The following is a 22,632-nucleotide window of genomic DNA, read 5'->3' as shown; positions in this document are numbered from 1 at the left end:
GGTGAGATGGGATGAAACCGATCGGTCGTTCATTTGAACAGCTAAAAGGACGAGTAGATTTTCGCGTGAGATACAATCAGATTAAAGAAAGTGTGTTATCTGATGAAGATGTGAAGGCTTTTTTACAGAAGCATCAAGAAGAGATACATGAAGACATGATCAATCGCAGCTTGAACCGGCTCTTTGAATATGTGCAGCAGTCGAAGGGCTGCTCTTACTGCTTAGATGACGAAGACGTTAATGCGATTTTAGATGGGTATCACCCGAAGCTTGTGATCAAAGGTCAGAGTATTGATATTGAATATTCTCCTTGCCCAGTCAAGCTGCGGCTCGATAGACAGAAGAAACAGCAAGAGCTGATGAAAAGCATGTATATTCCGCAAAATGTCCTTCAAGCGACGTTCGCTGATCTGAACGTTGTGGGAAGACAAGAGGTCATTCAAAAAGTAGGTCAATTCCTCCAAAGCTATGATGAGACTGGAAAAGGAAAAGGCTTGTATTTACACGGAAAGTTTGGAGTAGGAAAAACGTATATACTAGCAGCTATTGCGCAGCAGCTAGCGGAGAAAGAATACCCATCTCTCCTTGTTTACGTGCCTGAATTTGTAAGAGAGTTAAAAAATTCATTAGCCGATCATACGCTAGAAGAAAAGCTGAATATGGTCAAGTCCACTCCTATTTTAATGCTTGATGATATTGGGGCAGAATCGATGACAAGCTGGGTGCGGGATGAACTGCTCGGTACGATCTTACAATACCGTATGGCAGAGCAGCTGCCGACATTTTTCTCTTCTAATTTCTCACCAAACGAGCTGAAGCATCACTTTACGTACTCACAGCGGGGAGAAAAAGAAGAGGTCAAAGCCGCTCGTTTAATGGAACGGATTCTCTATTTAGCAGAGCCAGTGTTGCTCGAAGGAGAAAACCGCCGTCATTTATAAAAGCGTATGTCACCTGAAGGAGGAGCAAATGAAATGAACAAAAGAAAATGGCTGCTTTTTCTTGGGATTGGCATTCTTGCTGCTGCGCTGTGGTGGCTGAATAAACAGCATCTTCAGCTGGCGCCGAAAGATGTGAAGAATTGGGTGCTTCAATTTGGGATGCTGGCTCCCTTTGTTTTTCTTTTCTTATCTCTTTTCCGCCCGTTTGTTCTTGTTCCGATTACGGTCTTTTCTTTGGCGGCAGGTTTGGCATTCGGCAGTGTCCTTGGGACGATTTATGCCCTCATTGGAGCGACAGCCGGGGCAACAGGCTCTTTCATGATTGCTTCAACCTTTCGTGCGAAAAAGAAGGAAACGGAATCAAACAGCCGAAAGCTGAAAGCGGTGACGTCCCGCATTCAGGAGCATGGATTTCTTTATATTTTGTTATTGCGTATTGCACCGATTCATTTTGATTTTGTCAGCTATGCGGCAGCTGCTTCACGTGCAAATTATCGTGCATTTGTGACAGCCACCTTTTTAGGCTTAATACCGGGTACAATTGCGTTAAATGTTCTCGGCTCAAGCTTTGTCAGCGGCAATTATGCCGCCTTAGTGGTTGTTTGTTTGATTTATTTGATCTTTATCTCTGTTCCACTCATTTTAAAAAGAAAGATGCCTGATTTATTTTAGGCGTCTATTTTTTATGTTCCGCCCATATATATGTAACAGATGTCGTTAGGGGGGACAAACATGCTTGAAATAATCTTTGAAGATGAATATGATACCGCCGCTTTTTTACATCTTGCTGAACACTTAGACAGTCGGCATCACATGTCAATTCAACAAGGGAAAGACCGGCTTCTCATAGAGGCGAAGGAATCCGAAGAAGCACTTGAGCACATTGTGCGGCCATTATTGGTTCACTTTTTTTTGGAATGCAAAGAAAATGAGCGCATGCGCAGCATCCTTGAAAACACCTATTTGTTTAAAGATCCTGAAGAGCAGCACCAAATTCTTTCCATCGCACACAGTATCATGAACGGGGATTTAGATGATATTCCCGGCATTCAGCAAGACCCGTCAAGAGAAGCCCTTTTAAAAAAGGAGCTTGAGGCGATTTCTTTACAGCAAGGCGTTTTTTCAATTGGTTCATTTATGACATTTAGACTGTCAGAGTATGACCGAAGGCTGAAGAACTATGTTGAAGTGTCCATTGAAGAATACAAAATGGAGCAAGAGTATCAAAATTTCATTCAATCGCTTCGAGACTATGTGATGGCAAGAGAGCCTAGGCTCGAAAAAGTACATGTTGTGCATCAGGACCGCCTGGTGATTTGGGAATTTCGCTACGCTTCTGAGCGTGATCAAAAACAATACATAGACAGACAGTTTGTAAGAGAGCATCCAATGTATATTGATTCGCAGCTGATTGCACCGCTTGTCTCCATTGCACCGCAAAAAATTGACCTATTTACAAATGATACAGGTCACTCGATGGTGCAAACCATTCAAAATATTTTTCAAGAAAGGGTCGAGGTGTTCCCGTCTCATTCATTCCAAGAGCAGAATGTTCAATTTGTACATGCTCATTTCAACAAGAAAAGTGAAAAGCTTTCTTGATTTTCACGAAAAAACGTTTTATAATACGGTGTAACTTCATACAGAGACCGTATTGATAAGGACATGAACAAATGAACACCCGCTTAAAGAGAGGGAAGCCGCGGCTGAAAGCTTCCTAGCAGAGGACCATTTGCTTTACCACCTTTGAACATCAGCTGTGAACTTTTTAGTAATGGCTGACGGGAATTCCCGTTATCGAACCGCAAGCCGTATTTGCTTATGAAAAAGCAAGCTGCAAATACGGGAAAAAGGGTGGAACCACGATTCCGTTTATTCAACCTCGTCCCTTTCCAGGGGGCGGGGTTTTTATATTGCCAAAAAAAGGAGTGACCAGAGATGTCAGAACAAATTCAACTTACATTTCCAGATGGAGCAGTCAAGGAGTTTGACAAAACAGCTACAACAGAAGACATCGCGGCATCAATTAGCCCGGGCCTAAAGAAAAAAGCACTTGCCGGTAAATTGAACGGTAAAGAAATAGATCTGCGTACGCCGCTATTAGAAAGTGGAACAATCGAGATCATCACAGATAAAAGTGAAGAAGCACTCGACATTATGCGCCACAGCACAGCTCATTTGCTAGCGCAGGCGATCAAACGTCTGTATGGAAAAGAGCATCACGTTCAGTTTGGCGTAGGTCCTGTCATCGAAAATGGCTTCTACTACGATGTAGACATCGATGTTGCCATCACACCTGAAGACTTACCAAAGATTGAAAAAGAAATGAAGAAAATCATTAACAGCAATTTGCCAATTGAGCGAATTGAAGTATCAAGAGAAGAAGCGAAAAAGCGCTTTGAAGCGATTGGTGATGAATTGAAGCTTGAGCTGTTAGAGGCGATTCCAGAAGGTGAAGCTGTGACGATTTATGAGCAGGGTGAATTCTTTGACCTCTGCCGCGGGATTCACTTGCCGTCTACAGGGAAAATCAAAGAATTTAAACTGTTAAGCCTTGCCGGTGCATACTGGAGAGGTGACAGTAACAACCAAATGCTTCAGCGTATTTACGGAACAGCTTTCTTCAGCAAAGAAGATTTAAATGAACACTTACGTCTGCTGGAAGAAGCGAAAGAACGCGATCACCGTAAGCTTGGAAAAGAGCTGAAACTGTTTGCGAATTCCCAAAAGGTTGGTCAAGGACTTCCGCTTTGGCTGCCAAAAGGCGCTACAATCCGCCGCGTCATTGAGCGTTACATTGTCGATAAAGAAGTGCGTCTTGGCTATGAACATGTGTACACACCAGTTCTTGCAAGTGTTGAATTGTATAAAACATCAGGACACTGGGCGCATTATCAAGAAGACATGTTCCCGGTAATGGAAATGGACAACGAAGATCTTGTTCTTCGTCCGATGAACTGTCCGCACCATATGATGATTTACAAAAACGAGCCGCACAGCTATCGCGAATTGCCAATTCGTATTGCAGAGCTTGGTACAATGCACCGCTATGAAATGTCAGGTGCCTTATCCGGCCTTCAGCGTGTTCGCGGTATGACATTAAACGATGCACACATCTTTGTTCGTCCAGATCAAATCAAAGACGAGTTCATCCGTACAGTTCGTTTAATTGAAGAAGTGTATCAAGACTTTGGCTTGAATGACTACACATTCCGCTTGTCTTATCGTGATCCAGAAGATACTGAGAAGTATTTCGATGACGATGCGATGTGGAATAAAGCACAATCGATGCTGAAGGATGCAATGGACGAGCTTGGTCACGACTACTATGAAGCAGAAGGCGAAGCGGCATTTTATGGGCCGAAGCTTGATGTACAAGTGAAGACAGCTCTTGGAAAAGAAGAGACATTATCCACTGTACAGCTTGATTTCTTACTTCCAGAACGCTTTGATCTCACATATATCGGAGAAGATGGAAAGCACCATCGTCCAGTCGTGATTCATAGAGGCGTTGTTTCTACAATGGAACGCTTCGTTGCCTTCTTAATTGAAGAATACAAAGGAGCCCTTCCAACATGGCTGGCACCTGTACAATTCCAAGTCATCCCAGTTTCACCGTCTGTTCATTTAGACTATGCGAAAAAAGTACAAGAACGTTTGCAGCTTGAAGGTCTTCGTGTAGAGCTTGACAGCCGCGATGAAAAAATTGGGTACAAAATTAGAGAAGCGCAAATGCAAAAGATTCCGTACATGCTTGTCGTCGGAGATCAAGAAGCAGAAAATGGCGCTGTCAATGTAAGAAAATACGGGGAACAAGATTCAGAAACAATGGATCTTGAAGCCTTTGTGAAACATGCAGTAGCAGAAGCAAAGAAATAATAAGCACAGCCAGTGATTCTCTTTAGATCACTGGCTTTTTCTTTTTGGAGAACATCTCCACTAGTGATCCAATTCCTAAAAAGAGACGTTTAGATAGTACAAAAGTAAGGGTAAGTATGTACTATTGGTTCGAGACAAATTGGGGGAATGAAAGCGATGATGCAAACAACAAACAATTTTTCGTCACATGTATTGGAGCAATCAGCTGTTCTTCGTGCATTAGAGCACTCGCTGGCAATGATTGAATTTAATGTGACAGGTGAAGTTCTATGGGTGAACGATATTTTTGCAAAAGCCATGGGATATTCTAAAGAAGAGATGATCGGTCTTAAACATAGACAGTTCTGTCCTCCACATATTATAGAACACACGAGCTATCACATGTTTTGGAAGCGTTTGAGAGAAGGTCAAGTCTTTCAGGAAAAAGTGCAGCGGATCACAAAAAATGGCAGCAGCTTATGGCTTGAAGCAACATATTCACCTGTTCAAGATGAAGAAGGAACTGTAGTGGGTGTTGTGAAAGTGGCAACAGATATTACGAAGAGAGAACATACAATGAAGCAAGTCGTAGAAGACCTAAAGGAGATGTCTGCGAAATTAATGGAACGAGCAGAAGTTGGCATTCAGCATAGTCAAAGTGTCAATGCCTCCTTTGATCATATAGCAAACGAAACCGATCAAAATATGAGCTTGTTAAAAGGATTAACGGAGCAGGTAGAGTCCATCAGCTCCATTGCGGCAACCATCAACAGCATTTCTTCACAAACCCAGCTGCTCGCCTTAAATGCAGCAATAGAAGCGGCACATGCGGGTTCCTATGGAAATGGCTTTAGTGTAGTGGCAGCAGAGATTCGAAAGCTTGCGACAAATTCAAAAGAAGCGATCGTCAAGGTAGATCAATATGTGAAGGCGATCCATGCAGAAGTAGAGAAAGTCAGCAGCGGCACAAGCCGGGCAAAGACAACCGTGTTTACAAACCGGGATCTTGTAAAGCAGGCAAGTGAGGAATTCATCGTTGTAGGAGAAGCAGCACGCGGCTTAGACCGGCAAGCGCAAAGTCTAGCGGCAATCATATAGCTCTAAAAATACAAAAACACCCAATCTCGTCAGGAGAAGGGTGTTTTTTTGTTCTATTTTAATATATCAAACAATTCATGTAAGTCTTTGATTTCATAATCAGGCGTCACATCTGTTTCATTTTTCTTGCCATGGCGATTGATCCAAACGGTTTGGATGCCAACGCGAGATGCGCCGAGAATATCTGTTTTCGGATTATCTCCAACCATGATCACTTCGTCTTTTGTTAGGTTTAACAGCTGAAGGCAGTGCTCAAAGATACCCGGGTCAGGTTTGCCTTTCCCGTAATCTCCTGAAATCACGATTTCGTTAAAATAAGGTGCAAGCTCAGGAACACCTGCCAGTTTCTCCTTTTGAAGGCTAGGATCTCCGTTTGTTAAAAGGAGCAATTCGTAGCTGCCTTTCAGGCGGTTTAAAACAGGGTATGTTTCTTCATAGACATATGGGCGTTTTCTGCGTTCTGCTGCAAAGAAATCAGCCAAATATTGTCCAAATGCCTCATCGTCAATTCCCGCTGTCTTTAAGCCGTTGGTCCAAGCGTTTTTACGATACTCTGGTGCAATGGCGTTCAGCTTTTGAAAGCCTTCGCTAATCGGTTCACTAAAATTCGACCACAGTCCTTCGAAAGGATTAATGCCGATCATGACAGTATAATCATATGTTTCATAGGAAGAGTACAGCTTTCTTGCTTCTTCACGTACAATCTGTTCAAACGATTCTGGATCAAGTCCATATTTCTTTTCCGCTTCCCGGCAAGTTTCTTGAAAAGTTGTATGAATGCTTTTTTCATCCCAAAGCAAAGTATCATCTAAATCGAAAAATACGGCTTTCATGATCTTCTCCCTTGTTATGTATGTGTTACCTTCAATTGCAAGTGACAGGCTCATGTTCATTTTACAATAGAAGAAGAGGGCAATAAAGAAAAGATTTGAGAGATATTTGATCATTGACCGCACATGATAGAATAGAAAGACAATAGATATGACATACATCATTTGAGGTGGCCGGTTTGCTTCATTTAATTATCATGATGATCGAGCGTGTGGGGATCATCGTTATTTTAGGATTTGTGCTTGCCCATGTGAAGGGCTTTCGCAATCTATTGCTACATAATCAAGGATTTAGGAAAAAGGCAATCCTAGTCTTCATTTTTGCTTCTTTTAGTATTATCAGCAATTACACAGGAATTGAAATCCAGCAGCAAATTGTCATGAATCATGAGTTTTCTTATCATCTTGGCTCGTCCAGCTCTATCGCCAATACGAGAATTATGGGGATCGAAATGGGTGGCTTGATCGGGGGGCCGTTTGTAGGGATTGGTGCAGGGCTTTTAGCTGGAATCCATCGCTATACCCTAGGGGGAAGCACCGCGCTCAGCTGTGCGATTTCTTCCATTTTAGCCGGTGTCATTGCAGGCTATGTCGGCAGCAGATTTAAGCGGAGGAATCGAATGGTCACACCTCGCCAAGCAGCTCTTTTTGGTGTAGCGATGGAATCATTACAGATGATCATTATCCTTCTGTTTGCAAAGCCATTTGCGGATGCATGGGGGCTTGTCAGTATCATCGCTTTGCCGATGATCTTTGTGAATGGAATCGGCAGCTTTATCTTTTTATCTATTTTACAGTCAGTCATTCGGCAAGAAGAGCAGGCAAAAGCGATGCAGACACATCGAGTATTTTCGATCGCCGATCAAACACTGCCTTTTTTCCGCCAAGGGTTAAATGAACAGTCATGTAAAAGTGTGGCGGAGATCATTCATCGGTTGACTGAAACAGATGCGGTCTCCTTAACAGACACAGAAAAGATTTTAGCGCATGTCGGAGATGGAACAGATCATCATATTCCATCTAAAAGCTTGATTACGGGGCTGTCGAAACAAGTATTGATGAGCGGCAAGATTATGAAGGCACATTCGAAGGACGAAATCAATTGTTCAGTCGCCCATTGCCCTCTTGAAGCCGCAATCGTGCTGCCGCTCACTTCTAACGGTCAAACGATTGGAACGTTAAAAATGTATTTCAATTCTCCGGTCGGATTAAGCAGGGTGGAAGAGGAGCTTGCAGAAGGTTTGGCGATGCTGTTTTCCACACAGCTTGAGCTTGGGGAGGCGGAAACCCAAAGCCGCCTGCTAAAAGATGCAGAGATCAAAGCACTTCAAGCACAAGTGAACCCGCACTTTTTATTTAACGCCATTAATACCATCTCTGTTTTATGCAGAACCAATGTGGAGATGGCAAGGAAGCTGCTGCTGCAGCTAAGTATTTATTTTCGTTCAAATATGCAAGGTGCCCGCCAGCTGCTGATTCCAATGCATAAAGAGATTCAGCATGTGGAGGCATATTTATCACTCGAACAAGCAAGGTTTCCAAATAAGTACCATGTGACCTTTCAAATTGAAAAGGAGCTGGAGCAGGTGATGATTCCGCCCTTTGTGCTTCAGGTGCTTGTTGAAAACGCAGTGAGACATGCTTTTCCTAAACATCAAACGAATTGTGAAGTCATCGTATCCGCTTTGATGAAAGATGGGCATGTTTATATGAAAGTGACAGATAATGGACAGGGGATTGAAGATGATAAGATGGCTCAGCTATTAAAAGCGCCTGTCAAATCACTAGAAGGAACAGGGACAGCCCTTTTTAATTTAGATCAGCGGTTAAGAGGAATTTTTGGCAGACAAGCCGCTTTATCCATTCATAGTGACCAAGGCACTGACATCTCATTTCGCATTCCGATGGACTATGTAAAAAAGGATGATTCTCGTTGATGAAAGTATTAATCGTAGATGATGAAGTGTTAGCAAGAGATGAATTAAAATACTTATTACGAAGAACGAAAGAGGATGTTCAAATAGAGGAAGCAGAAAATATAGAATCTGCTTTTGACCGGATGGTCGACCATAAGCCGGATCTGCTCTTTTTAGACATTGATTTATCTGGTGAGAACGGATTTGATATTGCCAAAAGGCTCAACCGGATGTCTGATCCGCCAGCGGTTGTATTTGCGACAGCCTTTGATCAATATGCGCTGAAGGCGTTTGAGGTAAGTGCGCTTGATTACTTAACAAAACCATTTGATGAAGAGCGGCTTTTGCAGACCATCCAGAAGTTTAAAAAATGGAAATCCATTGAGACGCAAGAGCACCAGCTGTCAGATGAGAAAGCGCCCCACCAGCAAAAATTGGCCATCTCAGTCGATGACTCAATTGTGATCCTGCAAGTTGAAGAGATCATGTATGTAGGACTCATCGAGGGGAAAAAGGTCGTGAAAACAAAAAATCACATGTATGAGGTCTCAGAACCGCTTGTGGTCATTGAAAAGAAACTTCCTGAGGCTTACTTTATGAGGGTTCATCGCAGCTATATCGTGAATACCTCTCATATGAAAGAAGTACAGCCGTGGTTTAATTCGACGTATAATCTGCATATGACAGACGGGTCCATCATTCCTGTCAGCCGTACATATGCGAAAGAATTAAAGAAGTCGCTCCTGCTAGAGTAGGAGGGCTTTTTTTGTTTGTATTTCAATACTCGTTTTTTGCATTTCAGTCATTGAATCTAGCGAGTTTTATTGTAAACGCTTCATTCATTTATTTCATGCCTTATACTGAGGGCAGTCGAAGAAAGAGGTGAAGGGGCATGAGTGCCACGAAAGTATATGGATTTCTATCTCAAGCATTTATTTTTGCAACCGTAATGTTCGTTTCTAATCTCATTTCAATGTATTTACCGATTCCGATGCCCGCATCCGTCATTGGTTTGGTTCTATTATTTGTTTTGTTAACAACGAAAATCGTCAAACTAGAGCAGGTGGAGCAATTAGGTACATCATTGACAGGACTCATTAGCTTTCTATTTGTTCCCTCTGGGATCTCCGTTATTCAATCATTAGGTGTCATGCAAGAAGTAGGTGTGCAAGTCGTCGGTGTCATTATCATTGCAACCATTATGCTACTTGCAGCGACAGGGCTGTTTTCGCAGCTTCTCATGCAATTATCAGAAAGACCGCAGAAACGTAAAGAGACAAAGGAGAGTAAATCTGCTCCTTCTCATTCAAATAAACCAGCTTCAAGTACGCATTAAAGGAGAGATGCAAAATGGGTACAAGTACGATGAGCCCTTATTTTGGCATTGTCGTCTCATTGGTCGCTTTTGGAATAGGGACATTCTTATTTAAAAAATCAAAAGGCTTCTTCTTGTTCACCCCGCTGTTTGTGGCGATGGTACTAGGCATTTTATTTTTGAAAGTTGGCGGTTTTTCCTACGCAGATTATAATGAGGGCGGCAAGATTATCAAATTTTTCTTAGAGCCTGCAACGATTGCTTTCGCTATCCCGCTTTATAAGCAGAGAGCCTTGCTTAAAAAATATTGGTGGCAAATTTTATCTGCTATTTTTGTAGGTTCACTTTGTTCCATTACGATCGTATATCTCGTAGCAAAAGGAATTCATTTAGATGCGGCTGTGATGAAAAGCATGCTTCCACAAGCAGCGACAACAGCGATTGCTCTTCCAATTGCAAAGGATATTGGCGGAATCGCAGATATCACAGCCTTTGCGGTCATATTTAACGCAGTCATTGTCTATGCACTAGGTGCTTTCTTCTTAAAATTGTTTCGCATTAAAAACCCAGTGGCAAAAGGTCTTGCACTTGGTACTTCAGGACATGCGCTTGGGGTTTCTGTTGGAATTGAGATGGGAGAAGTAGAAGCAGCGATGGCAAGTATCGCCGTTGTAGTCGTAGGAGTTGTGACCGTTATCGTCATCCCAATCTTTATGCAGTTGATTCTTTGATGCCGTCATGGTGTGAAAAAGTCTTGCCCAATTCGTCTCATCATGTTAAACTGAAAAAGTTGTTTCAAGAGTTCGGTTACTTGACGGACAAATGAAAATTGTGTAGAATAGTTAACGAATTGAATAGATATCACAAGCAGAAGCACCCGCTTCTCACCTGATTGACACATGTTTGTAGTTGACAGGTTGACCGTACATTTATTTTTTCATGCAAATGTTCGCAGTGTGGGTGTTTTATATGCCCACACTTTTTGTTTGCCTGTAAAACATACAACGAAATGGTCAAAATGAATTGTGAACTCAATTCAAAATCTCATGGAGGTGGCTCACTATTAGCAAAGATCAATTAGTTAATGAAGGTATTCGTGCGCGTGAAGTTCGTTTGATCGGACAAAATGGCGATCAGCTTGGGATTAAAACCCGCCAGGAAGCTCTGGAAATTGCTGCTAAAGCTAATCTTGACCTTGTGTTAGTTGCTGCAAATGCAAAACCACCTGTTTGCCGAATCATGGACTATGGTAAGTTCCGATTCGAACAGCAGAAGAAGGAAAAAGAGGCACGTAAGAATCAAAAAATCATTAGCTTAAAAGAAGTTCGGTTGAGCCCGACAATCGATGAACATGATTTTAACACGAAGCTCCGTAATGCAATCAAATTCCTTGAAAAGGGAGATAAAGTGAAAGCTTCTATCCGCTTTAAAGGCCGTGCGATTACGCATAAAGAAATCGGACAGCGCGTGTTAGACCGTTTCTCTGAAGCTTGCGCTGAAGTAGCAACAGTAGAAACAAAACCTAAGATGGACGGACGCAGCATGTTCCTCATGCTTGCACCAAAAGTCGAAAAGTAAAGTAACAGAGGGAGGAAACATCCAATGCCAAAAATGAAAACTCACCGCGGATCTGCTAAACGTTTCAAAAAAACAGGTTCTGGTAAACTTAAACGTTCTCATGCGTACACAAGTCACTTGTTCGCTAACAAATCTACAAAGCAAAAACGTAAATTGCGTAAGAGCGCAATCGTAAGTGCTGGAGATTTCAAACGTATCAAACAACAACTTGCAAACATCAAGTAATTTGGAATAGGAATCATAGGAGGGAATTACAATGCCAAGAGTAAAAGGCGGAACTGTGTCGCGTCAGCGTCGTAAAAAGGTTCTTAAATTAGCAAAAGGTTATTTCGGTTCAAAACATAGATTATACAAAGTAGCAAACCAACAGGTGATGAAATCTGGAAACTACGCTTTCCGTGACCGTCGTCAGAAAAAACGTGACTTCCGTAAACTATGGATCACTCGTATCAACGCTGCAGCTCGTATGAACGGTCTTTCTTACAGCCGTTTAATGCATGGCTTAAAGCTTTCTGGTATCGAAGTAAACCGCAAAATGCTTGCTGACCTTGCTGTGAATGACCTAAATGCATTCAATCAGCTTGCTGATGCTGCAAAAGCACAACTAGACAAGTAAGTTTTATAAAAGATCATTCCTTCGAGGGGTGATCTTTTTTTCTCATCATGTGAGGTGAAATGAATGAATATGGCTTTGATCCTGCTGCTTATTTTAGTGAATGGCTACGGCTTTTTTCTCATGGGTGAGGACAAACGCCGGGCCAAAGCACATAAATGGAGAATTTCAGAGGCGCATTTATGGAGTGCTGCGGTTCTTTTTGGCGCTGCCGGATCGTATCTAGGAATGCAGTATTTCCGGCATAAAACAAAGCATCCTGCCTTTCAAATCGGCATGCCTGTATTAATTATTTTGCAGTTGATTCTATTGGGATATATCCAAGTTATTTGAAAAAGGAGCAGACGCCATTAGGACGGCGTGTCTGCTCCTTTTTTTTGTTTGATTTTTTTAATAGGCTGATCCCAATCAATTTTTGTTTGAGGATAACGCTCGATAATGTTTTCCTCCAGTTTTTCAAAGTCTTCTAATGTAAATTCACTCAGCTTCTCAGGTGACTCCGTCCAAACGTAAATGGAGTGGACAAACAGAGGATGATCCTTAGAAGGAACATGCTTCTCCCCTTCAAACAAGACACCTTTATAGACGAAATTAAAATTTTTGCGCGCATTTTGCTGTTCGTCCATAAAATAAAAGCCTTCTTTTAATTGTGCTTGTTTCAGCTTTCTTCTCGGATTTGAGAAGAATTTTACCGCCATGTAGAAGATGTAGACAAGCAGTGCAACAAGAGCTAGTCTCATGAGGATTACAAACATGACAGGATGCACCTCCAATACCGTTATCTGATGTACTACGAATGAAAACGCCAAAAGGTTTCAACTTTTTTTAAAAAAATATTTCGTAAAACGAAAAAATATTCATAAAAAGATCGTATTGAACGAAAGAGGTTTTGTATAATAAGAATGCACCATGAAGATAAAGGAGGATAAATGGAATGAAGCTCGATCAAACATTAACTATGCTGAAAGACCTAACGGATGCAAAAGGGATTCCAGGAAATGAACGTGATGTCAAAAAAGTCATGCAGACATACATAGAATCATATGCAGATGAAGTCTCTACAGACCGCCTTGGCAGCTTGATCGCTAAAAAGGAAGGAAACGCAAACGGACCTAAAATTATGCTCGCTGGTCACTTAGATGAAGTAGGATTCATGGTGACAAAAATTGATGACAAAGGCTACATTCGTTTTCAAACAGTCGGCGGCTGGTGGTCACAAGTCATGCTCGCCCAGCGTGTCACCATTGTGACGAAAAAGGGAGAGATCACAGGGGTAATTGGTTCAAAGCCACCACACGTCTTGTCACCTGAAGCTCGTAAAAAGTCAATTGAGATTACGGATATGTTTATTGATATTGGGGCGTCAAGCAAAGAACAGGCAATGGAGTGGGGCGTGCTGCCTGGAGATCAAATCGTTCCTTACTTTGAGTTTACAGTCATGAATGATGAAAAAATGCTCCTTGCAAAAGCATGGGACAACCGCATTGGCTGTGCAGTGGCCATTGATGTCATGAAAAACTTACACAATGCTCAGCATGAGAATATTGCTTACAGCGTCGCAACTGTCCAAGAGGAAGTAGGCCTGCGCGGAGCCAAAACAGCAGCGGCTACAATTCAGCCCGATATTGGATTTGCCATTGATGTAGGTGTAGCAGGAGATACACCAGGCATCACTGAGAAAGAAGCAACTAGCAAACTTGGCAAAGGCCCAACGATTGTTGTATTTGATGCTTCAATGGTCTCTCATAAAGGACTTCGTGATTTTGTTGTCCAAACAGCTGATGAGCTGAACATTCCTTATCAATATGACTCAATGCCTGGCGGTGGGACAGATGCTGGCGGTATTCATTTAACAGGTCATGGAGTTCCATCACTATCTATCGGGATTCCGAGCAGATATATTCATACCCATGCTGCAATGATTCACCGAGATGATTATGAAAATGCAGTGAAGCTTTTAACAGAAGTGATCAAAAGACTTGATCAAAAAACCGTTGAACAGATTACGTACGGTTCTTAAGTAAGAATGCCTTTCCTCAGTACAGGGGAAAGGCTTTTTTTATTGAATTTCCCAGGAAATGAACGGTGTTCAAGTTGAGCCAAAAGAACTGTTTTTGGTAAAAGAAGAGAGTGTTTCCTAGTGAATAAGGCACATGTGATCGAGCGTTTATTTTTGTAAGATGAAAGCAATAAAAAGGACAGAGCCATAGAATGCCCTGTCAAAAGAGAGTTTATGGAAGTAGGTGAAGCTACCTTAAGAATAAACACATTATTCTTATTTGTCAACTTGGTTTTAAAAGAAAGAAAAATCAATCAATTTATGTTATATTTGTAACAAATTGTTTATACAAAGGGGATGGTTAAATGAATGCGGTTACAATTGTAATAGGATCTATGTGTATTTTAGCGATTGCCTATCGTCTTTATGGCACATTTATGATGGTCAAGGTATTAAAGGTCACAGATGATCATCCTACACCGGCTCACACGCTAGAGGACGGGAAAGATTATGTGCCGACAAATAAATGGGTCACATTTGGGCATCACTTTGCTGCGATTGCAGCAGCTGGTCCGTTAGTGGGTCCGATTTTAGCCGCTCAATTTGGATATCTACCTGGTCTCCTTTGGCTTTTAATTGGTGCAGTCATAGGCGGAGCTGTACATGATCTAGTCGTCTTATTTGCGTCGATGCGAAAAAAGGGGAAATCATTATCAGAGGTAGCGAAGGAAGAGCTGGGACCTGTTGCCGGGTTTTGTACAGGGCTTGCGATGCTGTTTATTATTACCATCACAATGGCAGGTTTGTCTATGGTTGTGCTTCATGCTTTAGAACGTAACCCTTGGGGGACATTTGCAGTTGGAATCACGATTCCGATTGCAATGGGGGTTGGTCTGTATTATAAAAAAACAGGCAATTTAAAGCTGGCGACATCTGCGGGATTTATTTTGCTGATGTTTGGTGTATTCCTTGGGCCAAATATTCAAGGAACGGCAATAGGTGATTTTTTAACACTTGATACAAAAACGCTTGCTCTTGCCCTGCCGATCTATGCCTTTTTTGCTGCGGCTCTGCCAGTTTGGCTGCTGCTTGCACCGAGGGACTATTTAAGTAGTTTTATGAAAATTGGTGTATTCATTGCGCTGATTGCCGGAATCTTTGTCGTGAATCCGTCTATTCAATTCCCGGCGTTTACAGAGTTTGTGAATGGAGGAGGACCTGTATTAGCTGGTCCTGTCTGGCCATTTATTTCAATTACCATTGCTTGCGGTGCTATTTCTGGTTTCCACGCATTTGTTGGTTCCGGGACAACACCTAAGATGCTGGACCGATGGAGTGATATGAAGCCTGTTGCGTTTGGCGCAATGCTTGTGGAATGCTTAGTTGGGATTATGGCTTTAATTGCGGCTGCTGCTCTGCATCCAGGAGATTATTTTGCGATAAACAGTACGCCAGAAGTGTTCCGTACTCTCGGTATGAGTGTCGAAAACCTTCCGCAGCTGAGTAAGGAAATCGGCCTCGACTTAGAAGGAAGAACGGGTGGTGCCGTAACATTAGCGGTAGGGATGGCGTATATCTTTACGGGGATTCCGTTCTTTAGTCATTTGGCTTCTTACTTCTTTCAGTTCGTCATTATGTTTGAGGCTGTCTTTATTTTAACTGCTATTGATGCGGGGACACGTGTGGCACGCTATTTGATTCAAGACTTCTTAGGTGAAGCATATAAACCGCTTAAACGAACTGACTGGGTACCTGGTTCGGTGTTTGCAAGTGCGCTTGCTTGTTTTATGTGGGGATACTTACTTTACTCAGGGGACATCGGGTCTATTTGGGCGCTGTTTGGGGTTTCAAATCAGTTAATGGCCTCGGTTGGGTTAATCATCGGGGCAACCGTTGTATTAAAAATTGCAGATAAAAGGCGATATATGCTGACTTGTTTAATTCCGCTTGCTTACTTATATGTGACGGTGAATTATGCAGGCTATTGGATGGTAGCAAATGTATATCTCAATCCTGAAGCATCCGGTTACAGCGTGCTGAATGCGGTGCTGTCGATCATCATGCTAATCTTAGGTTTTGTGATTATTGTGTTTGCGATTAAAAAATGGGTCGAAATCTGGCGTGATCCAGCACTTCGAATGGAAACGCCTATCACTGGTTAAATGAAAAAGGCCGGCTTGCTTTTATAAGCAAACCGGCTTCTTTTTATTGCTGCTGCTGAGGCTTTAAGCCTTGTTCTAATGTTTCAAGGATCTCATTTTTCTCGTTTTCTGATGCTTCTTGCCATAGCACTTCGAACAACACGCCAAGGCCTGGCAGCATTTTTTCCTCGCCGCTTTGAATAGCATCTAAAATCGTATGTTCAAGCTGTTCTTGATTATGGCCAGTAATGTTTTGAATGACTGCGCCTCTTAAATTAAAATCCATTGCCCACACTCCTTTTTTGATGGTAATAGCCCTATTCTGTCTCAAAGACAGGTTTATTATGTAGTGTGCATGAGATATAATAAATTCATGATAATTAAAGGAGTTAACGTCGCTTGAAATATATAGAATCAGCTAAAAACACAAACATTAAACAGTGGAAGAAGCTCCATACGAAAAAAGAACGAACGAAAACGGGGCTGTTTCTCGTGGAGGGAATACATTTAGTCGAAGAAGCATTAAAGAGCGGGATCGTGAAGGAATTAATGGTCACCTCGCCCGATATGCTTCCTTCTCATATCCAGCCTGACATTGAGCTTTATGAACTGAGCGAAGAGGCCTTTTCTGCCATGACAGAAACAGAAACGCCTCAGCACATTGCCGCAGTCTGTACAGTTCCTGTTTTTGAAGAAAAGAAGGTTGAACGGCTTCTTTTATTAGACGCAGTGCAGGATCCGGGGAATTTAGGCACACTCATTCGAACAGCAGATGCCGCTGGTCTTGATGCCGTGATCTTAGGAGAAGGAACAGTTGATGCGTTTAACGGAAAAACGCTCCGTTCGGCACAAGGGTCTCATTTTCACCTGCCTATCTTAAAGCAAACCCTTCAACAGGCGATCACGGAGCTGAAAGAACGAGGCATACCTGTATACGGAAGTGCCTTAAAAGATGCAAAAGAGTATAAAAGCGTAACAGTAGAAGGTCCGTTTGCATTAATTGTTGGAAATGAAGGAGCTGGTATTGATCCAGAGATTCTGCAAATGACAGATCAAAATTTATATGTACCAATGTATGGGCAGGCAGAATCATTAAATGTAGCTGTTGCAGCCGCTGTTCTTGTTTATCATTTGCGTGGATAATGTTGCAACATGCGTTTATTTTCACTATAATAAAACTAATATTTTAAAAACCATGATAGAGGAAGATTGTTTCAAGAAGCGGCCTTTTAGGGAGAATGCATCGTAGACTGAAAGTGCATTTAAGGAATGCTGAAACAAGAATTCACCTCTGGAGTTGTCACCGGGACCGCAGGTTTTGCGTAAAGGTGAACCGGATTCGTTTGATTCCGTTATGTCAATGAAGCTTATTCGCACATGCATTTGTGCTTAACAAGGGTGGTACCGCGACCACAACTCGTCCCTTCTTTTATGGAGGAACGAGTTTTTTTATTGTCTTCAAACGATCAAACAGCCGTTTATCCGAGCGGTTTTGTATATCAAAAGGAGGATCACACTCATGCAAGAAACGTTAAAACAGCTTGAAACAGAGGCGATAGCAAAGGTTGAAGCAGCCAGCTCGCTCAAAGAGGTTAATGACATTCGTGTTCAATACTTAGGGAAAAAAGGGCCGATTACAGAAGTACTTCGCGGAATGGGCAAGCTTTCCGCAGAAGAAAGACCGAAAATGGGGGCACTCGCAAACGAAGTAAGAGAGCAGATTGCTAATGCCATTGCTGAAAAAAATGAACAGCTGGAAGCAGAAGAAGTGAAGAAAAAACTTGCCTCTCAAACGATCGATGTTACTTTGCCGGCAAGTCCAATCAAAATGGGAGCAAGACATCCATTAACGATAGTTGTCGAAGATATTGAAGATTTATTTATCGGAATGGGCTATACCGTTGAGGAAGGTCCTGAAGTGGAAACAGATTATTATAACTTTGAAGCATTGAATCTTCCAAAGGAGCATCCGGCACGTGATATGCAGGACAGTTTCTATATTACCGAAGATACACTGATGAGAACACAAACATCACCAGTACAAGCACGTACACTTGAGAAATATAAAGGACAAGGTCCTGTGAAGATCATCTGTCCTGGGAAAGTATATAGACGTGACAGTGATGACGCGACTCATTCACATCAATTTATGCAAATTGAAGGGCTTGTCGTCGATCACAATATTAGCATGAGTGATCTAAAAGGAACGCTGGAGACAGTCGCAAGAAAAATGTTTGGGGAAGATCGTGAAATTAGACTGCGTCCAAGCTTTTTCCCATTCACAGAACCATCTGTCGAAGTCGATGTGTCTTGCTTTAAATGCGGCGGGAAGGGCTGCTCTGTATGTAAAGGAACAGGCTGGATTGAGATTTTAGGTGCAGGAATGGTTCATCCGAATGTCCTGAAAATGAGCGGATTTGATCCAGAAACTTACCAAGGCTTTGCTTTTGGAATGGGTGTGGAACGGATTGCAATGCTGAAATACGGCATTGATGATATTCGCCATTTCTACACAAATGACATTAGATTCACAAAGCAATTCAAGCAGGACTAAGAGGAGGAAATCAACATGTTTGTTTCATATAAATGGTTAGAAGACTATGTCGATTTAGAAGGCATCAAGCCGGCTGAATTAGCAGAAAAAATCACAAGAAGCGGAATTGAAGTGGAAGCCGTTGAATATAAAGGCGAAGGCATCAAAGGAGTTGTCGTTGGACACGTCATTGAGCGTGAACAGCATCCGAATGCGGATAAATTAAACAAATGTCTTGTTGATATCGGTGAAGACGCACCGGTGCAAATTATTTGCGGGGCGCCGAATGTGGAGAAAGGACAGTATGTGGCCGTTGCAACGGTTGGTGCAGTCCTTCCTGGCAACTTTAAAATTAAAAAAGCAAAACTGCGCGGTGAAGAGTCTCATGGCATGATTTGTTCTCTGCAAGAATTAGGCGTAGAGAGCAAGCTCGTACCAAAGGAATATGCAGAAGGGATTTTTGTTTTCCCGAATGACGTGAAACCAGGGGATGATGCCCTCCAAGCACTTCAATTAGATGATGCGGTGCTTGAGCTTGGCTTAACACCAAACCGTGCCGATGCCCTGAATATGCTGGGTGTCGCTTATGAGGTTGCCGCCATTTTAGGGAGAGACATCAAGCTTCCTGATACAGCACATGACACTTCTTCCGAAAAAGCAGCAGACTATATTTCTGTTAAAATTGAGGATCAAGAAGCGAATCCACTTTATGCAGCGAAGATCATTAAAAATGTAAAGATTGGACCAGCACCGCTTTGGATGCAAACAAGATTGATGAATGCAGGCATCCGTCCAATTAACAACGTCGTGGATATTACAAACTTTGTACTGCTTGAATACGGCCAGCCGCTTCATGCCTTTGATTATGACCGCTTTGGTTCAAAGCAGGTGGTTGTACGTAAAGCGTCTGACAGCGAAATCATTCAAACACTCGATGAGCAAGAGCGTACATTATCATCAAAGCATCTTGTCATCACGAATGGAACGAAAGCGCACGCGGTAGCTGGCGTCATGGGCGGCTTTGAATCAGAGGTGCGTGATGAGACAACGACGATTCTTTTAGAAGCGGCATATTTCAACGGTCAAACAGTCCGTCAAGCATCTAGAGACTTAGGGCTTCGCAGTGAATCAAGCACACGATTTGAAAAAGGGCTCGATCCGCAGCGTACGAAGCCGGCAGCAGAAAGAGCAGCTCAATTGATCAGTATGTATGCAGGCGGTGAAGTGCTAAGTGGTACAGTTGAGGAAAATCACCTTGAAGCAAGTATGAATGTCATTCACGTATCAACTGAGCGTGTGAACAAGGTGCTTGGAATGAGCATTTCAAAAGAAGATATGATTCAGATTTTCAACAAATTAGGCTTTACAGTGGGCGAATCAAATGATGTTCTTGTCGTAACAGTTCCTTCCCGCAGAATGGATATTACGATTGAAGAAGACCTCATTGAAGAAGTCGCAAGATTATACGGCTACGATAATATTCCATCTACACTGCCTGCGACAGCCGGCACCGTTGGCGGTCTCACGCCATACCAAGTAAAGCGCAGAAAGGTAAGACGTTTCTTAGAGGGCGCAGGACTTTCTCAAGCGATTACGTATTCATTGACGAATCAGCATAAGTCCACAGCTTTTGCCCTGCATCCAGCTTATGAAACGAGACTTTCTCTGCCAATGAGTGAGGAACGCAGTGTGCTAAGACAAAGTCTTCTGCCAAACTTACTTGATTCTGTAGCATATAACTTGGCAAGACAAGCTGATTCATTCGGATTTTATGAAACGGGCTCTGTGTTCTTAGCAGAAGCTGAAGGGGCAAAACCAGTGGAAAAAGAACATGTCGCTGGTGCGCTGACAGGCTTATGGCATAAGAATCTTTGGCAGGGCGAGAAAAAAGCTGTCGACTTTTATGTAGCGAAAGGAATTGCTGAAGGATTGTTTGAAAAGCTTGGTGTGTCAGACCAAATCACATATGTTCAAGCAGAACGTGAGGGTCTTCACCCAGGGCGAACAGCAGATGTTCACTTAAATGGTCAAGTCATTGGCTTTGTTGCCGCACTGCATCCAGTCGTTGAAAAAGAATTGGATTTAAAAGAAACGTATGTGTTCGAGTTTGATTTAACAGATGTGATGACATCTGAAACGAAGGATATGAAATATACAGCGATTCCGAGATTCCCTGCTGTGACAAGAGATATTGCACTTGTTGTCGATCAGCATATCTCAAGCGGACAGCTGGAGCGTGTGATCTATGAAGCAGGCGGTCAATTACTCACAGACCTATCTGTATTTGATGTATATGAAGGGGAACATATGGAAGAAGGCAAAAAATCTGTGGCATTCTCTCTTCAATATTTAAACCCTGAACAAACGTTGACCGAGGAAGAAGTCACAGCTGTTCATACAAAAGTATTGAAAGCACTAGAAAATACGTATCAAGCCGTCTTACGCGGTTAAAGAAAAAAGCTATGGCCTCATGGGCCCTAGCTTTTTTCATAGCATTTTTTTCGCTTTTTGTGTGTTGGCAAAATGCAGCTTTGTAAATTGACGTAAAGCATCTTCACCATGCATTTTGATGAGCTTGGCGGCGGCCTTATCTACATGAGGACCGGCCCCTTTTGGGATGTCAAAACCTGCAGCCTGTGATAATTTGTCCATTTCAATTAAAAAGGCGTACCTTGCGATAATGGAAGCTGCAGCGACTGACAAATGGATGCCTTCTGCTTTTGTACTAAAATACGTCCGCTCCCGAATGATTCTTTTCCCAGCAAGATGCTTGAAATAAATGCCTGGTTCTGCAAATTGGTCAATCAAAATGGCTTCAGGCTGCTTTCCATCTAGTTTTTCTAGCACAGAGGTGATGACTTGATTATGAAGCAGTGCCTTCATTTTTCCTTGACTCATGCCCTTTTCCTGCATTGTATTGTACTTTTCATTACGAAGAACGAGAAGGCTGAACGGAATGGTTTTGATGAGATCCTTGGCAATGTTGATAATTTGCGGATCCTTTAATCCTTTTGAGTCTTTTACACCAAGCTCTTTCATTAAAGCAAGCTGGCTGGCATCAACATAGGCCGCACAGACTGTGATCGGTCCGAAATAATCACCTGTACCTACTTCATCTGAACCGACGACTGACATGGAAGCAATGCCAGGCGGCGGACTGTATTTTGTGACAGCAGGTGATTTTTGACTTTTCGTATCAGCTGCTTGTAAATGGCTGAATTGACTGGCTTCAGCTTCTGCCTTTTGTCCTTGAAAGAGCACTTTCCCAGATCGATAAGCTGTAATCGTACAGCCAGGGACTTTTGCTTGAAAGAGGGCGCCTGGCGGCAAAATGTCTGTTAAATGGTGCGCATACGCGCTCTTCATTTTTTTGAGGTCTTCTGATGTTGCTTTTAAAACGGATTGGGGCACAGTGGATAACTCCTTTTTACCTTGATATCATTGATTTCTAAAGTGTACCATAACAGGTAAGGGCTCGTCTTTCCATTCAATGTCTAAACATGTTATGATAGAGACTAGGATTCTCGTGGAATGGAGGAGAAACGTTGTCTGACGGCGGTAAAACGAAAACAACAGTTGAGATATACGGACAGTCCTATACGATCATCGGTCAAGAAACGAAGATGCATATGCGGCATGTTGCGTCAATTGTTGATGATAAAATGAGAGAAATAAATGAAAAAAATCCATACCTTGATATAAACAAATTAGCTGTACTGACAGCAGTCAATGTCGTCCACGACTACTTGAAATTAAAAGAGCAATACGAAAAATTAGAGATTCAGCTAAAAGAAAAGGAATGAAATTACC

23 protein-coding genes and 2 other annotated features are annotated in these 22,632 nt (G+C 42.4%); of the genes, 19 read left to right on the top strand and 4 right to left on the bottom strand.

What is annotated here, in order from left to right:
* Nucleotides 1-11 precede the first annotated feature (11 nt).
* The 5 genes from dnaI to NSU11_RS13445 all read left to right on the top strand — a co-directional run bounded on the left by dnaI (nt 12) and on the right by NSU11_RS13445 (nt 5,897).
* Nucleotides 12-941: a primosomal protein DnaI gene (dnaI, locus tag NSU11_RS13465; RefSeq protein ID WP_056768137.1), complete on the top strand. Its 930-nt coding sequence runs from the start codon at nt 12-14 to the stop codon at nt 939-941.
* Nucleotides 942-974: 33 nt separating this feature from the next.
* Nucleotides 975-1,613, top strand: a complete 639-nt coding sequence (locus NSU11_RS13460) for a TVP38/TMEM64 family protein (RefSeq protein ID WP_025092250.1) — start codon at nt 975-977, stop codon at nt 1,611-1,613.
* Nucleotides 1,614-1,673: 60 nt separating this feature from the next.
* On the top strand, nt 1,674-2,543 hold the full coding sequence (gene ytxC / locus NSU11_RS13455; protein WP_024425712.1) for a putative sporulation protein YtxC: 870 nt from the start codon (nt 1,674-1,676) through the stop codon (nt 2,541-2,543).
* Nucleotides 2,544-2,586: 43 nt separating this feature from the next.
* Nucleotides 2,587-2,834 (top strand) — a binding site (T-box leader).
* Nucleotides 2,835-2,879: 45 nt separating this feature from the next.
* A complete protein-coding gene (thrS, locus tag NSU11_RS13450; RefSeq protein ID WP_024426134.1) occupies nt 2,880-4,820 on the top strand; it encodes a threonine--tRNA ligase in 1,941 nt (646 codons plus the stop codon).
* Nucleotides 4,821-4,976: 156 nt separating this feature from the next.
* Entirely contained in the window at nt 4,977-5,897 is a 921-nt protein-coding gene (locus NSU11_RS13445; RefSeq protein WP_149126396.1) for a methyl-accepting chemotaxis protein, read from the top strand.
* A 53-nt stretch (nt 5,898-5,950) separates the two neighbouring features.
* On the opposite strand, the gene NSU11_RS13440 is transcribed toward NSU11_RS13445, so the two are convergent.
* Nucleotides 5,951-6,730: an HAD family hydrolase gene (locus NSU11_RS13440; protein WP_024426132.1), complete on the bottom strand. Its 780-nt coding sequence runs from the start codon at nt 6,728-6,730 to the stop codon at nt 5,951-5,953.
* Between the two features lie 176 nt (nt 6,731-6,906).
* Between NSU11_RS13440 and NSU11_RS13435 the strand changes: the two genes are divergently transcribed.
* The 8 genes from NSU11_RS13435 (at nt 6,907) to NSU11_RS13400 (ending at nt 12,482) form a co-directional block, all read left to right on the top strand.
* Entirely contained in the window at nt 6,907-8,664 is a 1,758-nt protein-coding gene (locus NSU11_RS13435) for a sensor histidine kinase (RefSeq protein WP_125587147.1), read from the top strand.
* The gene (locus tag NSU11_RS13430; RefSeq protein WP_149126397.1) at nt 8,661-9,398 is read left to right on the top strand and encodes a LytTR family transcriptional regulator DNA-binding domain-containing protein; all 738 of its coding nucleotides are present in this window, start codon (nt 8,661-8,663) and stop codon (nt 9,396-9,398) included. The genes NSU11_RS13435 and NSU11_RS13430 overlap by 4 nt, the downstream gene beginning before the upstream one ends.
* Nucleotides 9,399-9,535: 137 nt before the next feature.
* The gene (gene lrgA / locus NSU11_RS13425) at nt 9,536-9,979 is read left to right on the top strand and encodes an antiholin-like murein hydrolase modulator LrgA (RefSeq protein ID WP_024425718.1); all 444 of its coding nucleotides are present in this window, start codon (nt 9,536-9,538) and stop codon (nt 9,977-9,979) included.
* 14 nt (nt 9,980-9,993) lie between these two features.
* Nucleotides 9,994-10,689 carry an antiholin-like protein LrgB gene (gene lrgB, locus NSU11_RS13420; protein ID WP_024425719.1) on the top strand — a complete coding sequence of 232 codons (696 nt, stop codon included), beginning with the start codon at nt 9,994-9,996 and terminating at the stop codon, nt 10,687-10,689.
* Between the two features lie 128 nt (nt 10,690-10,817).
* Nucleotides 10,818-10,949: a sequence feature (ribosomal protein L20 leader region), on the top strand.
* A gap of 71 nt (nt 10,950-11,020) precedes the next feature.
* A complete protein-coding gene (infC, locus tag NSU11_RS13415; RefSeq protein ID WP_024425720.1) occupies nt 11,021-11,536 on the top strand; it encodes a translation initiation factor IF-3 in 516 nt (171 codons plus the stop codon).
* A 24-nt stretch (nt 11,537-11,560) separates the two neighbouring features.
* On the top strand, nt 11,561-11,761 hold the full coding sequence (rpmI, locus tag NSU11_RS13410; RefSeq protein ID WP_003216324.1) for a 50S ribosomal protein L35: 201 nt from the start codon (nt 11,561-11,563) through the stop codon (nt 11,759-11,761).
* 31 nt (nt 11,762-11,792) lie between these two features.
* Complete coding sequence (gene rplT / locus NSU11_RS13405; RefSeq protein ID WP_007501659.1) at nt 11,793-12,152, top strand: 50S ribosomal protein L20; 360 nt, start codon at nt 11,793-11,795, stop codon at nt 12,150-12,152.
* A gap of 63 nt (nt 12,153-12,215) precedes the next feature.
* Nucleotides 12,216-12,482: a DUF1294 domain-containing protein gene (locus NSU11_RS13400; protein WP_024426128.1), complete on the top strand. Its 267-nt coding sequence runs from the start codon at nt 12,216-12,218 to the stop codon at nt 12,480-12,482.
* Nucleotides 12,483-12,499: 17 nt separating this feature from the next.
* Here the strand turns inward: NSU11_RS13400 and NSU11_RS13395 are convergent, their stop codons facing one another.
* Entirely contained in the window at nt 12,500-12,904 is a 405-nt protein-coding gene (locus NSU11_RS13395; protein WP_024426127.1) for a hypothetical protein, read from the bottom strand.
* 179 nt (nt 12,905-13,083) lie between these two features.
* Here NSU11_RS13395 and NSU11_RS13390 point away from each other — a divergent pair, with 179 nt between their 5' ends.
* A complete protein-coding gene (locus NSU11_RS13390) occupies nt 13,084-14,169 on the top strand; it encodes a M42 family metallopeptidase (RefSeq protein WP_149126398.1) in 1,086 nt (361 codons plus the stop codon).
* A 344-nt stretch (nt 14,170-14,513) separates the two neighbouring features.
* Nucleotides 14,514-16,310: a carbon starvation protein CstA gene (gene cstA / locus NSU11_RS13385; protein ID WP_149126399.1), complete on the top strand. Its 1,797-nt coding sequence runs from the start codon at nt 14,514-14,516 to the stop codon at nt 16,308-16,310.
* Nucleotides 16,311-16,353: 43 nt separating this feature from the next.
* Here the strand turns inward: cstA and sspI are convergent, their stop codons facing one another.
* Complete coding sequence (sspI, locus tag NSU11_RS13380) at nt 16,354-16,575, bottom strand: small acid-soluble spore protein SspI (protein ID WP_024425725.1); 222 nt, start codon at nt 16,573-16,575, stop codon at nt 16,354-16,356.
* A 113-nt stretch (nt 16,576-16,688) separates the two neighbouring features.
* On the opposite strand from sspI, the gene NSU11_RS13375 reads away from it, so the two are divergent.
* The 3 genes from NSU11_RS13375 to pheT all read left to right on the top strand — a co-directional run bounded on the left by NSU11_RS13375 (nt 16,689) and on the right by pheT (nt 21,273).
* A complete protein-coding gene (locus NSU11_RS13375; RefSeq protein ID WP_149126400.1) occupies nt 16,689-17,432 on the top strand; it encodes an RNA methyltransferase in 744 nt (247 codons plus the stop codon).
* A gap of 376 nt (nt 17,433-17,808) precedes the next feature.
* Nucleotides 17,809-18,843 (top strand): phenylalanine--tRNA ligase subunit alpha, encoded by a 1,035-nt coding sequence (gene pheS, locus NSU11_RS13370; RefSeq protein ID WP_024426124.1) that lies wholly within the window; start codon nt 17,809-17,811, stop codon nt 18,841-18,843.
* 15 nt (nt 18,844-18,858) lie between these two features.
* The gene (pheT, locus tag NSU11_RS13365) at nt 18,859-21,273 is read left to right on the top strand and encodes a phenylalanine--tRNA ligase subunit beta (protein WP_025092245.1); all 2,415 of its coding nucleotides are present in this window, start codon (nt 18,859-18,861) and stop codon (nt 21,271-21,273) included.
* Nucleotides 21,274-21,309: 36 nt separating this feature from the next.
* Here the strand turns inward: pheT and rnhC are convergent, their stop codons facing one another.
* Nucleotides 21,310-22,233, bottom strand: a complete 924-nt coding sequence (rnhC, locus tag NSU11_RS13360) for a ribonuclease HIII (protein ID WP_024427179.1) — start codon at nt 22,231-22,233, stop codon at nt 21,310-21,312.
* Nucleotides 22,234-22,367: 134 nt separating this feature from the next.
* On the opposite strand from rnhC, the gene zapA reads away from it, so the two are divergent.
* Nucleotides 22,368-22,625, top strand: a complete 258-nt coding sequence (gene zapA, locus NSU11_RS13355) for a cell division protein ZapA (RefSeq protein WP_012010831.1) — start codon at nt 22,368-22,370, stop codon at nt 22,623-22,625.
* The last annotated feature ends 7 nt before the right edge of the window (nt 22,626-22,632 follow it).

The sequence above is a fragment of the Bacillus sp. FSL R5-0712 genome, assembly GCF_038593285.1.
GTDB lineage: Bacteria > Bacillota > Bacilli > Bacillales > Bacillaceae > Bacillus > Bacillus safensis.
Note: the sequence above shows the minus strand (reverse complement) of the source record. Positions and strands in the feature narration are given on the sequence as shown.

What these genes read in the sequence shown, in the direction of transcription:
- dnaI (WP_056768137.1), top strand. Translation starts at nt 12, where the DNA reads ATGAAACCGATCGGTCGTTCATTTGAACAGCTAAAAGGACGAGTAGAT.
- NSU11_RS13460 (WP_025092250.1), top strand. Translation starts at nt 975, where the DNA reads ATGAACAAAAGAAAATGGCTGCTTTTTCTTGGGATTGGCATTCTTGCT.
- ytxC (WP_024425712.1), top strand. Translation starts at nt 1,674, where the DNA reads ATGCTTGAAATAATCTTTGAAGATGAATATGATACCGCCGCTTTTTTA.
- thrS (WP_024426134.1), top strand. Translation starts at nt 2,880, where the DNA reads ATGTCAGAACAAATTCAACTTACATTTCCAGATGGAGCAGTCAAGGAG.
- NSU11_RS13445 (WP_149126396.1), top strand. Translation starts at nt 4,977, where the DNA reads ATGATGCAAACAACAAACAATTTTTCGTCACATGTATTGGAGCAATCA.
- NSU11_RS13440 (WP_024426132.1), bottom strand. Translation starts at nt 6,730, where the DNA reads ATGAAAGCCGTATTTTTCGATTTAGATGATACTTTGCTTTGGGATGAA.
- lrgA (WP_024425718.1), top strand. Translation starts at nt 9,536, where the DNA reads ATGAGTGCCACGAAAGTATATGGATTTCTATCTCAAGCATTTATTTTT.
- lrgB (WP_024425719.1), top strand. Translation starts at nt 9,994, where the DNA reads ATGGGTACAAGTACGATGAGCCCTTATTTTGGCATTGTCGTCTCATTG.
- rpmI (WP_003216324.1), top strand. Translation starts at nt 11,561, where the DNA reads ATGCCAAAAATGAAAACTCACCGCGGATCTGCTAAACGTTTCAAAAAA.
- rplT (WP_007501659.1), top strand. Translation starts at nt 11,793, where the DNA reads ATGCCAAGAGTAAAAGGCGGAACTGTGTCGCGTCAGCGTCGTAAAAAG.
- NSU11_RS13400 (WP_024426128.1), top strand. Translation starts at nt 12,216, where the DNA reads ATGAATATGGCTTTGATCCTGCTGCTTATTTTAGTGAATGGCTACGGC.
- NSU11_RS13395 (WP_024426127.1), bottom strand. Translation starts at nt 12,904, where the DNA reads ATGTTTGTAATCCTCATGAGACTAGCTCTTGTTGCACTGCTTGTCTAC.
- NSU11_RS13390 (WP_149126398.1), top strand. Translation starts at nt 13,084, where the DNA reads ATGAAGCTCGATCAAACATTAACTATGCTGAAAGACCTAACGGATGCA.
- cstA (WP_149126399.1), top strand. Translation starts at nt 14,514, where the DNA reads ATGAATGCGGTTACAATTGTAATAGGATCTATGTGTATTTTAGCGATT.
- sspI (WP_024425725.1), bottom strand. Translation starts at nt 16,575, where the DNA reads ATGGATTTTAATTTAAGAGGCGCAGTCATTCAAAACATTACTGGCCAT.
- pheS (WP_024426124.1), top strand. Translation starts at nt 17,809, where the DNA reads ATGCAAGAAACGTTAAAACAGCTTGAAACAGAGGCGATAGCAAAGGTT.
- pheT (WP_025092245.1), top strand. Translation starts at nt 18,859, where the DNA reads ATGTTTGTTTCATATAAATGGTTAGAAGACTATGTCGATTTAGAAGGC.